We start from the raw sequence: 13,646 nt of genomic DNA on the forward strand, positions 1-13,646 counted from the left end.
TTATTTTTTTATGATTTTAATTGTTTTTGGCGCATCTAGATTTAATCTTATAAAATATATTCCTGAAGGATTATTTTCAAGATTCATTTTAACTTTACTATTAACAACTTTATATTGTTTTGAGGATATTAATCCAGAGGTTTGCGAATACAATTCTATTGTAACATTTTCTTTTGATTTAGGGATGTTTAATTCAATAGAATCCGTTGTTGGGTTTGGAAATGCTTTTACTTCAAATGACGATCCAACAACTTTAGTTAGTTTACCTTCGCAAGTAGCTTTAGATTCTACTTGCACAAAATCCCCTTCCTTTACAGGAACACTAAAGTTAGTATTACTAGTTTCTAATACTTTAATGTTATTCACAGAAACAATATAAGGCGCGGTACCAGATTCTATGTTTACTTCTATTTTGTCTTCTTTTACATTAGATGTTTTACCTGTTAACAAATTAGATGCTTCAATATTAAGAGTTACACAGTGCAAGTAGGATGAGTTAGTAATGCCAATACAAACATTGTGCGCTCCGGGCTCTAAGTTAGGAATGTTTAGCGTATTTGTAAAACTGTATTCTACACCAGCAACAGTTACATTATAGTTGTGATTATATTTAGTGTTAATTTTTAATTGTCCATTTTTGCCTTGACAAGTTTCATCGGTAATTTGAATTTCAAAGTTATCCGCTGCAACAAAAATAGTTGAGAAATCTTCATTTAAAGTGAAGTCTATAATACCGCTACCGTAAGTTGCAAAACGTACTACATTTTCAGAATCAATAAACTGTACGTCGGTAAACGCAATAGCACTTGGTACATCTGCACCGTCCATTTTAAACCATTTGTTTTGTTGTAAAGAAAAAACCCAAGCGCCATCAAATTCGCAAGCAGCAAAAATAAATTGTCCATCAGGAGATGCTTCCATGTCAACTATTCTGTCTACAGTTAAATCACTATTATGATTTGTAAACGATTTTCCGCCATCTACAGAAATTAAAAAGTTGTTTCCTTTTCCGGCATAATATACAGTTGCTTCGTCAATAGGACTTGTAGCAATAACTGCTCTACGCTTTCTGTGTGAACTATCGCCTTGTGGCCAAGGGCCATTAAATGTTGAATTTGAGAAAGAATTACCACCATCTGTAGAATACATGAATTTACCAGATTGTAATCCTGCATACCATCTGTTTTTGTTTACACTTGAGTATCCAAAACTATGTGCGGCTTCAGGGAAAACAAAAGAGTGTAAAGTTCGTTCTACACTACTGCCATCATAAGTTATTTTTTGTAATTGGGTTCCCCAAGGAATATAAACAGCGTCTTCACTAGGTATTGGAGAAGGTATCATGCTTGTAGAAGCCCAGTTAGGGTAAAGGTCTCTTTTAGAGACTACTGTTCTAAAATTACCACCGTTGGTAACAGAGCTTCTTCCTATAGCACCATAATAGTACCAGTACCATGCCGATTCTCCATCTTTTCCAATGGTTACTCTTAAAACATCGGTATTGGCTTCTCTTATGGAAGGTATGGGTAGGGTAACATCATGATTTACATTATCTAGATAACTTTGCGATCCTCTATCTTGATTTGCGGTATAAATTCTATTGTGTTTTTCACTCGTATCGGCATCGTAACACATGGCAGTTGGGTTACCTTTACTTACACTAACCCAAGAATTCCAGTCTTCAGGTGTTGTAGAATAGTAGGTTCCAAAATCATATCCTGAAACAGTGAAAAAACCACCATCGTCTTTATCAAAAGTTTTAAAGTGTTGTAAATCCCATACGTAAATGTCATTATTGCTTAAAACGTGTTGATTTCTTGTCCAATTTATACCATAATCTGTCGATATCCATAATTCTACAAAACCTTTAAATACTATGTTAGGTTGTGTTGGGTGAACTTCAGTAATGTTTCTACCTGTATCACTAGATGTTACACTTCGTGTCCATGTAGCGCCTTCATCATCAGAATAATAAATATTAGTATTGCCATAACTAATATAAAAATGCGTTGTGCCACTAACTGTAGTGCCTTGTATAGATTCTAAAGTATCTATTGTTATTGTAGGTTCGTGTAATAAAATAAAGTCATCGTCATTTTCGCCCATTTTATATATAAACAGTTTAGAATCACTGTTTCGTTTAGCAAAAAGATAAACAGCTTTACTCGTGTGAGGTTTTATTATTTCAACATCAAAAGCGTCACTTTGAAAGTCTAGTAAAGATTGTGTGTAGTTTAATCCATAATCGGTAGAGAAATAAATAAAATCGTACCAAGCGTTACTAGCCGAAGCATTTCTTCTAGCGCCATGTGCAACAATGCGTTTGCCAGTATCTTTTTTAGTAACAACAGTTTTGTAATTTGACGACCCTTCAAAAAATGCACCATTTGCATCCATCCATGTTCTTCCTTCGTCATCAGAAAATTCCATGCCTCCATTGGTTTTCTGGTTTAACATTCTAAAAGAACCATCCGATAGGTTTACACCATTAAATTTATCACCTTCAAAACTTTTCGTTTGGTTTCTTAACGACCATTTTATAGGTGCACTTTCATCAATTTTGTAAATATGTCCAGCAAAAGATACGATATATAGCTCTTCATTAACGGGGTCATAAAGCGATCCATCGGTTCTAAAACCACCTTCGTTATAACCAGGGTTTGTAGTAGAGGTCATGTGTAAATACTTTTGATCCCATTTTCCTGTAAGCGTATTGTTTGCATATGCATACTCTTGGTCAGTAATTGCAGTCATATTTTGCTTTGCAGTTTCAAAGTAAGTCGTAAAGTCATTAGGGGTGCTAAACGAAAAGTTTGATTTTTCAGCATTTGTTACCCAAGCATTATATTCAGTTAATGCATCACCACTTAAATTAGAAAAATCGAATGGTTTTGGTAAAGATTGTTCATCCATTGCCATTTCATAAGCAATTTCTTCTGCACTTTCTTCATAATCTTCGCCGTATTCTTCATGATGATAATCATCCTCATAATTATCATAACTATTTAATGCATTTTTATTAAAAAAGGTAAATGTTAATAGAGCTGAAAAACAAGCAAAAATTAAGATTTTAACAATATTTTTTTTCATAACTAAAATTTTATTTAGACTTGTAAAGTTATAGTAAAATTAAAGCTAAAACATTGATCGAAATACTTTAAATATGGATAATAATACTTATGTTTATTGGTGTCGTTCGCATTTTTTTAGTTATTTGTTTATTTATTGAAAAGGCGTTTGCGTTAAAAAATAGCGAAGTATATTTTTTGATGTATTGTTTATATGCCATTTAAATGCTGTAGGGTTTATATTTTTATATGGAATCACTGTTCCTTTTTAAACCGAGAAGGACTTGTGTTTTTTATAGATTTAAATTGTCTATTAAAATTTGATATATTATTAAAACCAGAAGCTTCTGCTATTTCAATAATTGAAAAATCTTTGTTTTTCGCTAATAACTTACATGCATGCTCAATTCGTAATTCGTTTAAAAACTGAATATATGTTTTGTTAGTTCTCTTTTTAAAGTATTTACAAAATGCATTTTTGCTCATATTAGCAATCGCTGCAATGGTATTTAAGGTAATTTCTTTTTCAAAATTATTCATTGTAAATTCAAAAACATTTCGCATTCTGTATCCTTCATTATCAGAGTATTTTTTATCATATATAAAAGATGTCAGACTTTCATATTGGCAATTTGAAGCAATCTTTAAGAGTTTAAGCAGTATTAAAAAGCGATTAAATTTTGATGCACTCTCTAGTTCGAAAAACAATTCTTTAACCAGTTTTATTTGCGATGTTATTTTAAAACCATACTTAGCACGTTTAAAAAAAAGGGATACTTCTTTTAATTCTTCAAGTTCAAAAAAAAGATTTCCAAAAGATGTTTTTGTAAAAAATAGCGAAAGCATATGAGATTTAGTTGTTGCATTATTATCGCTTTTAAACACATGAGGTAAATTGCTGCCTATTATTAAAATGTCATTTTTAGTAAAACGATTTATAGAATCGCCAATAACTAAAGTGCCTCCGCCTTGCGAAATAAAACTAATCTGGATTTCTTCGTGCTGGTGTAGTTTATCATAAAATAGTGTTGAACTATCTACTTGAAAAATTAATCCATCTTCCTCGGGCTTTGGTATTTTAAAAGGTAAAACTTTCATTTTTAATACGTGTAATAATGTTTAAGTGTGTAGATAATACTCAAATATATAATTAAATATTTTTTAAAGGATAATATAGTATGTGTTTTGATTAATAAAACATCATTTATATATTAATTGTATGGATAATTTTATATAACAAAAAATATAAGATTATGAGTATTCAATGGAAAGGTGTTATGCCAGCAGTTACAACACAATTTACAGCCAATGATGAATTGGATTTAGATTTATTTAAAGTAAACATACAAGCACAGTTAGATGCTGGTGTTCATGGTATTGTATTGGGCGGAACATTAGGCGAAGCAAGTACATTAAGCGAAGAAGAAGGACGTATTTTAACAAGAGAAACCGTAGCCTTTGTAAATGGTAAAGTTCCTGTATTAATGAATATTGCAGAACAAACCACAAAAGCAGCCATAAATTTAGCAAAAACAGCAGAAGAAGACGGCGCTAAAGGACTCATGATTTTACCTCCAATGCGTTATAAAGCCAGTGATGAGGAAGTTGTACAATATTTCAAAGACGTTGCAAATAGTACAACTTTGCCAATCATGATTTACAACAACCCTGTAGATTATAAAATCATGGTAACGATAGATATGTTTGCAGAGTTGCTAGAATCTTGTCCTAATATACAAGCCGTAAAAGAGTCCACTAGAGATACCACAAACATTACAAGAATAAAAAACAGATTTGGAGACAGATTAGCCATTATGTGTGGCGTAGATACCTTGGCTTTAGAGAGTTTATTAATTGGTGCAGACGGTTGGGTGGCAGGCTTAGTAGACGCTTTTCCTGCCGAAACAGTGGCCATATACGAGCTTCAAAAAGCAGGACGCATTAAAGAAGCCATCGAAATTTACCGTTGGTTTATGCCATTATTAGAGCTCGACATTCACACAAAATTGGTACAATACATCAAGTTTGCATCAGTTCATACAAAAATAGGGTCAGAGTTTGTTAGAGCACCAAGATTAGTTTTAAAAGGCGAAGAGCGTGCCAGAATTGAAAAAGTAATTACAAACGCGTTAGCCGTTAGGCCAACATTACCCGAGTATAAAAATTTAGAAGTTTTTGCGTAAATAATACTTTGGGGGTTACCGCAAAAAAGCGGTCGGGCTTTACATTACAAGTCCTCGCACCTCCTACGTCGGGCTGTGGGCTTTTCATTGCAATCCCTAACCCAAAATTAAAAATGTACGGTTTACATACAGTCAACATTCAAGTAACCAATACTCAAAATTTTAAAATATAAAACATCAGTAAAACAATGATAACAGGAAAAAATTATATTGGAAATACACTAAAAGCTAGCGGAAAAATAACGCATAAAACAAGTAATCCAAAGCTTAATATTGAAAACCCAATACCATTTTACGAGGCAACTGATGATGAGGTTGACGAAGCCGTTAAATTAGCGTGGTCGGCGTTTAAAGACTACAGAAAAGTTTCAGGACAAAAAAGAGCCGAATTTTTAAACACCATTGCAGACCAAATTTTAGCCTTAGATCAAGAATTAATAGACATCTATACCTCAGAATCGGGACTTCCGGAAGGCAGAGCCATAGGCGAACGTGGACGAACCATTTTTCAACTACGTTCCTTTGCCAATTTAGTGTCTAATGAAGATTGGCGCGAAAATGCTTTTGATGCCGCAAACCCAGATAGAGAACCATTTCCTAAAGACGATTTACGGCGTACCTCAATTCCTTTAGGACCTGTTGTTGTTTTTGGCGCAAGTAACTTTCCTTTAGCATTTTCAACCGCTGGTGGCGATACCGCTAGCGCATTAGCTTCTGGCTGTCCTGTTATTGTAAAAGTACACGAAATGCATTCTGGAACGGCAGAGTTAGTTGCTTCGGCTATAGTTAAAGCAATAGAAAAAACAGGTATGCCAAATGGTGTGTTTTCTAATTTAATGGGGCGTGGTAAAACTGTAGGGAAAGCTTTAGTTGAGCATCCAAAAGTAAAAGCAGTTGGTTTTACAGGAAGCATTTCTGGAGGTAGAGCCTTATTTGATATTGCAGCAAAACGTGACGAACCTATCCCTGTTTTTGCAGAAATGGGAAGTATAAACCCTGTAATTATTACACCTAATGCCATAGCTAATAGAGCCGAACAAATTGCGAGTACATACGCAGGTTCAATTACTTTAGGTGCTGGGCAGTTTTGTACTAACCCAGGTTTAATTTTAACTATAGAAAGTAATAAAACGCAGCAATTCATAAAAGATTTAGCTGAAAAAACGGTAGCTATTGACGCGCAATGCATGTTACATCAAAATATTAAAGAGGGTTTTGTTAAACAAAGCAAAAGTATATCCTCTCAAAATGGAGCTGAAGTCGTCGCTAAAATTACAGGTCCTTTAGAAGACAATTATGCGCCTTCTCAAATACTAAGTGTTTCTGGAAAATATTTTTTAGCAAACCCTAAACTACATCAAGAGGTTTTTGGACCTTTTTCGTTAGTGGTTAGGGCTAAAAATGAAACAGAATTAATAGAGATTATAAACGGTTTAGAAGGTCAATTAACAGGAACTATTTTAGCCGAAAAAGAAGACTATTCAAATCTTCATGATATTATTGATGCCTTAGAAAATAGAGTAGGTAGAATTATTTTTAATGGTGTGCCAACAGGGGTAGAGGTTTGTCCATCAATGCAACACGGCGGGCCTTATCCTGCATCAACCGATTCTAGATTTACTGCCGTAGGCACAAATTCTATTAAACGGTGGGTGCGACCTGTAAGTTACCAATCGTTCCCAAATGAGTTGTTACCAGTAGCTTTAAAAAACTAAATGTAATAAGATTGCTTTAAAATAAAATGAGTAGAAATACTTTTGTTTGTATTGACGCGCATACTTGCGGAAACCCAGTGAGGGTTATTAAAGAAGGTGGTCCTAATTTAATAGGAAACACCATGAGCGAAAAACGGCAACATTTCTTGAAGGAGTTCGATTGGATTCGTAAAGGTTTAATGTTTGAACCGCGTGGCCATGATATGATGAGCGGAAGTATTTTATACCCGCCGCACAATCCAGAAAATGATTTTTCAATCCTATTTATTGAAACTTCGGGGTGTTTACCCATGTGTGGGCATGGTACAATAGGTACTATAACCATTGCCATTGAAGAGGACTTAATTATGCCCAAAACCCCAGGTATAATTAAAATGGAAACACCTGCGGGTTTAGTAAATGTTGAATATAAGCAAACCGGTAAAAAAGTAGATTGGGTACGTTTAACTAATGTAAAAAGTTATTTGGCAGCAGAAGGGTTAACAGTTAATTGTCCAGAATTGGGAGCGCTAACCTTTGATGTGTCTTATGGCGGAAATTATTACGCCATTGTAGATCCTCAAAAAAACTTTTCGGGCATTCATGATTTTTCTGCTGGAAAAATTATTCAATACTCTCAAGTGCTTCGCGAAAGAATCAATAATAAATACCCAAATATGTTTATTCATCCAGAAAATAAAACGATAAGAGATGTGTCGCATATGCTTTGGACGGGAAAATCCATCGATCCGTCATCAACCGCTAGAAATGCTGTGTTTTATGGTAATAAGGCTATAGATAGAAGCCCGTGTGGAACAGGAACATCTGCCGTTATGGCACAGCGTTATGCTAAAGGGAAACTTAAAATAAGAGAGAATTTTATTCATGAAAGTTTTATAGGAAGTAAATTTATAGGTCGTATTGAAGAAGAAACAACTATAAATGGAAAACCAGCCGTTATACCTAGTATTCAAGGATGGGCAAAAGTTTTTGGATATAATACTATAATTATTGACGATAACGATCCTTATGCTCATGGATTTCAAGTAATTTAATGCTATTTATGAGTAAAAATGTAATTATTATTGGAGGAGGAATACAAGGTGTTTGTAGCGCTTATTATCTTCAAAAAGAGGGGCATCAAGTTACAGTGATAGATAAATCTAATTTTTCAACAGGAGCATCATATGTTAATGCAGGTTATATTACACCAAGTCATTTCATATCTTTAGCTGCTCCAGGTATGATTTCTAAAGGACTTAAATGGATGTTTAATCCAGCAAGCCCTCTTTATATAAAACCACGATTAAATCCAGATTTTTTAAAGTGGGTATGGGCGTTTAAAAAATCAGCAACAGCTTTTAAAGTTGAAAATTCTATAAGCCCCATTATGCATATTAACCTTTTTAGTAGACAGATGTATGAAGATATAAAACTATCAAACGATTTTAAATTTCATTACGAGCGTAAAGGACTTTTAATGTGTTATAAGACCGATAAAGTTGGAGAAGAAGAATGGGAAGTAGGTAAACGCGGCATTGAAGAAGGATTGAAGGTCGAACATTTGTCGTTAAAGGATGTTGAGGAAATAGAACCTAAAGCAAATTTAAATATTAAAGGGGCTGTTTATTATCATTCTGATGCGCACATGACACCAAATCATTTTATGCCAGAAATGATAAGGTATTTAAAATCTAAAGGCGTGGTCTTTTTTGCAAATGAAGCCGTAGTAGATATTACGATTTCTAATAAAAGTATATCAAAAATCATTACAAATAAACAAACATTAACTTGCGATGAGGCTGTTTTAGCCGCAGGAAGTTGGAGTCCTTTATTAACGAAAAAAATAGGATTAAAAATACCAATTCAAGCAGGTAAAGGTTATCAAATTAATGTGAATAGAAAAACGAATATTACAATTCCCGCTATTCTATGTGAAGCAAAAGTAGCTGTTACGCCTATGGATGGTTTTACGCGTTTTGCAGGAACTATGGAAATTGCAGGGATAAACCATAAAATTAATACAAACCGAGTAAATGCCATTGCTAAAGCAGCAAAATTGTATTACAGCACTATCGATATGACTTCAGAAGAATTATCAAAAGCAGAATGTGGTTTGCGTCCATGTTCACCAGATGGTTTGCCATATATAGGTAAATCTTCAATGTGTAAAAACTTAACTTTGGCAACTGGGCATGCTATGATGGGGTGGAGCTTAGGTCCAGCAACAGGAAAATTGGTTTCAGAAATTATTTCAGATAAAAAAACATCATTAGATATAAAACCTTTTCATCCCGATAGAATCTTTTAAAAAAAATATATAACAGTCCATTATTTTAAAAAGCTTTAGCTTTACCAGAGTTTAAAATAAGTTTTCAAGTTTATTAGTGGTTATTACAAGTAAAATAAACGTGAGGAATTTATTTTTTTTTAATTTCTATAGCGCTCTTTCTTATAGGCATTTATGCCTTTATAAATATAAATAGATTATATATTACATTATATTTTATTGTATAAATGAATTTTTAAATAGTTGTTTAAAAATAAAAACCCCAAAAACATAACGTTTTCGGGGTTTTTAAAAGTGGAGTCGGAGAGAATCGAACTCTCGTCCAAACAAGTAACCAAAGAGCTTTCTACACGTTTATTCTTTTCTTGGGTTTTCGATTATAAGCTGGTTAAAGACAACCCACTTATAACTTAGCTTCTTTAGTTTCGTAAAAGCATCAAAGCACTACTTAAACTATATTGACATTTACGATGCCTCAAAATGGAACGCCGTCAATCAAGGCTTTCCGGAGACATAAAGCATGTACACCTTGTGTACCTAGGCTAATCTTACTATAATTCAGATTATGCTGCTAAAGCGTAGTTATTCTCGCCGTTTAAAATTTGGTCTAGCCTTTAACGTGTTTCAATGCCATTACACGACGTGCTTACCGTTCAATTAATCTCGCTGTCAAAACCAGTCGACCCCAATTTAAATGAAAAAGTAAATGTTGTCACTTCAAGTGGCCCGAATTTATTTCGGGATGTATCGAGAAGTGGGCGTTACCCAAAAGGGTCGGGCTCTCGGCAGTCGCTTTTTTGTGTTGCATAGGTGCAACAACACAAAAAGAGCTTCAACAAAGCCTCCATCCCTAACGCGGGCAGCAAAGTTATCAAAAAACTTTGTATACCACTTCAAAACTAGTACATTTAGTTCAAAATTTATACCAAAGCAATCCCTGTCAGTAAAAAATCAATATATGAGTATCACATTTGCCATTATAAAAGAGCGTAAAAATCCACCAGATCGTCGTGTGGTGTTTTCACCAGCCAAATTAGTACAAGCTAAAAGCCAATATCCCAATGCTACTTTTAAGGTGGAAAGCTCAGATATTCGTGTGTTTTCAGATCAAGAATATAAAAATGCCGGGTTCGAGGTAAGCACTAATGTGTCAGATTGCCAAGTTATGCTAGGCGTAAAAGAAGTTCCAATCGATGCCTTAATACCAAACAAAAAATACTTTTTCTTCTCGCATACTATAAAAAAGCAACCCTATAACCGCAAGCTATTAAAAGCTGTATTAGAAAAAAATATAGAACTCTACGACCACGAAACTATAGTTAGCAATAAAGGATTTCGTTTAATAGGTTTTGGACGTTATGCAGGCATTGTTGGTGCTTATAATGGTTTTAGAGCTTGGGGTTTAAAATATAATACCTGGAATTTACCCAAAGCAGGCCCATTACCAAATCAAGCCGCATTAATAAACGAGCTCAATAATTTACAAATACCAAACATAAAAATACTATTAACCGGAAGCGGAAAAGTAGCAAACGGCGCTCAAGAAATGCTAGACGCCATGCATATTAAAAGTGTTTCTGTGCAAGACTATTTAAATAACACCTTTAACGAGCCTGTATACTGTAAAATCGATGTGTTAGACTATAACAAGCGTAAAGACGGACAGGTAATTAATAATCAAGATTTTTTCGATAATCCACAAGAGTACGTTTCAGATTTTATGCGATTTGCTAAAGTAACCCAGTATTACATAGCCGGACATTTTTACGGGGATGGTGCACCATATTTGTATACTAGAAGCGATGTAAAATCGGCAGATTTTAACATAAAAGTAGTAGCCGATATAAGTTGCGACGTCGATGGGCCGGTAGCAACAACACTAAAAGCATCAACCATTGCAGATCCTATTTATGGCTACGATCCATACACCGAAACCGAAATAGATTATAAAAACAATAACGCCATAACCGTAATGGCAGTCGATAATTTACCATGCGAACTTCCGCAAGATGCCAGCGAAGGTTTTGGCGAGATGTTTTTAAAACACGTTATTCCATCATTTTTTAATAACGATGCCGATGGCATTCTTAAACGTGCCAAAATTACCCAAAATGGGGAGTTAACGGAGAAATTCTCGTATTTGCAAGATTATATAAATGGAAACTAATATTTTTGCAATGTATAAATAAATAAAAAAATATTTTTAGCATTAAAACAGCATTAGTAACAGGGGCGGGTTCTGGATTAGGTTACGAGTTAACACTTTTATTAGCAAAAGATGATTACAAATTAATCTTGGTAGATATAGATGCTCGTAGTTTAGAGCGCTGTAAATTTGAAATAGAAAGTAAATTTAATGTACCGATTATTACTTTAGTTAAAGACTTAAGTATTCCTAATATAGCTCAAGAGATAATGTTATCGCTTGGTAAAGAGTCTATTGATGTTTTAATTAACAATGCTGGATTTGGGGTGTATGGTTCTTTTAGCGAAACCGATTGGGAACGTGAATCTGCTATGTTGCATTTACATATAATAACAACAACACATTTAACAAAATTGGTGTTAGATGGTATGATTAAGCGCGGCTCAGGAAAAATTTTAAATATGGCTTCATTAGCAGCGTTTCAGCCTGGGCCTTTAATGTCTATTTATTATGCATCAAAAGGGTATATGTTATCCTTTTCTGAAGCTATTGCTAACGAACTAAAAGGTACAGGTGTTACAGTAACGGCTTTATGCCCTGGGCCTACTAAAACGGCGTTTCAAAAGACAGTTTCAGCAAACACCTCCGAAAATAAAATATCCTTTAATATGGCATGTGCTAAAGAAGTTGCTCTCTATGGATATCAGGCTATGCTTAAAGGAAAATCTTATGCTATTCCGGGTGGTTTTAATAAATTTCTTGCGGCTTTACCTCGCTTTATACCTAGAAATACAGCAACTTCTATTGTTAGGAAAATTCAAAAAAAAAATAGAAATAATTAACTTATATAGTGTCTTGCTTTATAGTTTGGTTAAAAATGCAGTACCCTAGAGTTAAAAATAAACCAAAAAGTATAGTAAATAACCAGGCTTCTTGGTGGTCAAATGGTTGTACAGCAATATTTAAAATATCAATAAACAAAACTTTTGGGTTACTTATAATTTCCCAAGAATTATAGCGCAAAAACCGACCTAAATACACACCAAATCCTGAGAGGAAAATAGTAGTTGAGCTTATGTAGTTTGCCTTCTTTTTACTTGTTAGGTTTAGTAGCATGGTTTTCATGTCGTTAATAGACAAATAGAAAAGCATGATACCGGTTAATGCAAAGGCCATAATTACCAAAATATCTAACCATAGCAAATGGGTGGTACTTACTTTTAAATGTAATAAATCGGTTATTATGTATGGCGCGTTGGGTAAAAAAAGCAGCCATATACAAAACCATAGTATAAACACATATTTATTAAGCTTGGGAAGGCTTACTAAATATGTGGTTATGGCAAATGGTATAACGGCTAAAAATAAATTCCATACTAAAAACAAGTAGAAAAAAGAGTAGGTTAACTTCATTCTAATCATGAGTAGAAAAATGCTAAATAGTATGGAAATGCTAACTAAAGCAAATGTTTTAAATCGGGACAAAAAGAGCTGTTTTATGTAATCCATAGTTTGTAAACTTTATATTCTAAAATTATTACGCTTATAATACCAAGAGAATAAGCCACTAAATCTGAAATTTGAAACGTACTGCCTAAAATGAGTTTTGCTAGTTGGTTGTTATGCAAATTAAATAACTCGAGAAAATTGGTGAGTTGCAAAAACTCCACGGTAAATGCTATAGCTAAAACTATTACTGCAATTTTAAAATGATGGCCTTTTATAAAGGTTTTAAAAAAACAGTAAAGTAAGATAACGCATAAAAAATCGCCAAAGGTATGCCTAATAAAACCTGTTTTTAGGTAAATGGCTATAAGCGTTTCTATTGTAAACAAGAGTATAGTTAGTAGTAAATATGTTTTGTTGAGTTTCATAAGGTTTCAATTAAAATATAGAAATACAAAAACGCTATTGGAATGTTGGTTAATACTAGTCCTGTGGCTTGCAGTAACGCGCTTCTGTTTTTATTATCAATTAGTCCCAATAATAGGCCAAGTAGAGCTGTTGTATTAATTATTACAGCAACAAAAATGAATATAATACCAGGATAAATTAGTTTGTATGAATTTGAAAAGTAGAGTTGTAAAGCAAACAAAATAGTGCCTATGGCAAAGCTTAAAACTGCAATGGTTTTACTGGTTGTTATCAAGTTTTTCATGTTGTTGGGTTTTGCGTTAGCGATTGAACGGTCTGTTTGAGCTCCCCGACGTAGGAGGGAGCGAGTAGTGAAATATTTATATTCATGAGTTCATTAATTTAAAATAG

At 33.8% G+C, this 13,646-nt stretch carries 11 protein-coding genes and 1 other RNA gene; 6 read left to right on the forward strand and 6 right to left on the reverse strand.

All coding sequences use genetic code 11. From position 1 onward, the window contains the following. A complete protein-coding gene (locus tag BMY96_RS09505; RefSeq protein ID WP_092851593.1) occupies positions 1–3,090 on the reverse strand; it encodes a T9SS type A sorting domain-containing protein in 3,090 nt (1,029 codons plus the stop codon). Positions 3,091–3,323: 233 nt separating this feature from the next. Continuing rightward, positions 3,324–4,166 (reverse strand): AraC family transcriptional regulator, encoded by an 843-nt coding sequence (locus BMY96_RS09510; protein ID WP_092851595.1) that lies wholly within the window; start codon positions 4,164–4,166, stop codon positions 3,324–3,326. A 155-nt stretch (positions 4,167–4,321) separates the two neighbouring features. On the opposite strand from BMY96_RS09510, the gene BMY96_RS09515 reads away from it, so the two are divergent. The 4 genes from BMY96_RS09515 to BMY96_RS09530 all read left to right on the forward strand — a co-directional run bounded on the left by BMY96_RS09515 (position 4,322) and on the right by BMY96_RS09530 (position 9,256). Then, positions 4,322–5,251 (forward strand): dihydrodipicolinate synthase family protein, encoded by a 930-nt coding sequence (locus tag BMY96_RS09515; RefSeq protein WP_092851597.1) that lies wholly within the window; start codon positions 4,322–4,324, stop codon positions 5,249–5,251. Positions 5,252–5,439: 188 nt separating this feature from the next. After that, complete coding sequence (locus tag BMY96_RS09520) at positions 5,440–6,966, forward strand: aldehyde dehydrogenase (NADP(+)) (RefSeq protein ID WP_092851600.1); 1,527 nt, start codon at positions 5,440–5,442, stop codon at positions 6,964–6,966. Positions 6,967–6,992: 26 nt separating this feature from the next. Beyond that, complete coding sequence (locus BMY96_RS09525) at positions 6,993–8,000, forward strand: 4-hydroxyproline epimerase (protein WP_092851601.1); 1,008 nt, start codon at positions 6,993–6,995, stop codon at positions 7,998–8,000. 8 nt (positions 8,001–8,008) lie between these two features. Further along, on the forward strand, positions 8,009–9,256 hold the full coding sequence (locus tag BMY96_RS09530) for an NAD(P)/FAD-dependent oxidoreductase (RefSeq protein ID WP_092851682.1): 1,248 nt from the start codon (positions 8,009–8,011) through the stop codon (positions 9,254–9,256). A 271-nt stretch (positions 9,257–9,527) separates the two neighbouring features. Here the strand turns inward: BMY96_RS09530 and ssrA are convergent. Next, positions 9,528–9,922: a transfer-messenger RNA gene (ssrA, locus tag BMY96_RS09535) on the reverse strand. Positions 9,923–10,199: 277 nt separating this feature from the next. Here ssrA and BMY96_RS09540 point away from each other — a divergent pair. Together BMY96_RS09540 and BMY96_RS09545 are read left to right on the forward strand one after the other, a co-directional pair. Then, positions 10,200–11,402 carry an NAD(P)-dependent oxidoreductase gene (locus BMY96_RS09540; RefSeq protein WP_092851684.1) on the forward strand — a complete coding sequence of 401 codons (1,203 nt, stop codon included), beginning with the start codon at positions 10,200–10,202 and terminating at the stop codon, positions 11,400–11,402. A gap of 41 nt (positions 11,403–11,443) precedes the next feature. Then, the gene (locus tag BMY96_RS09545; protein ID WP_217639593.1) at positions 11,444–12,223 is read left to right on the forward strand and encodes an SDR family NAD(P)-dependent oxidoreductase; all 780 of its coding nucleotides are present in this window, start codon (positions 11,444–11,446) and stop codon (positions 12,221–12,223) included. A gap of 1 nt (position 12,224) precedes the next feature. On the opposite strand, the gene BMY96_RS09550 is transcribed toward BMY96_RS09545, so the two are convergent. The 3 genes from BMY96_RS09550 to BMY96_RS09560 are packed head-to-tail and all read right to left on the reverse strand — an operon-like array spanning position 12,225 to position 13,539. Next, entirely contained in the window at positions 12,225–12,890 is a 666-nt protein-coding gene (locus BMY96_RS09550) for a DUF1361 domain-containing protein (protein WP_092851603.1), read from the reverse strand. After that, positions 12,878–13,255, reverse strand: coding sequence for a ribosomal maturation YjgA family protein (locus BMY96_RS09555; protein WP_092851604.1), 378 nt, complete (start codon positions 13,253–13,255; stop codon positions 12,878–12,880). Before BMY96_RS09555 ends, BMY96_RS09550 begins: the two co-directional genes overlap by 13 nt. After that, a complete protein-coding gene (locus tag BMY96_RS09560) occupies positions 13,252–13,539 on the reverse strand; it encodes a hypothetical protein (protein ID WP_092851606.1) in 288 nt (95 codons plus the stop codon). Before BMY96_RS09560 ends, BMY96_RS09555 begins: the two co-directional genes overlap by 4 nt. Positions 13,540–13,646 lie beyond the last annotated feature (107 nt).

The organism is Algibacter pectinivorans (genome assembly GCF_900112595.1).
GTDB classification, from domain to species: Bacteria; Bacteroidota; Bacteroidia; order Flavobacteriales; family Flavobacteriaceae; genus Algibacter_B; species Algibacter_B pectinivorans.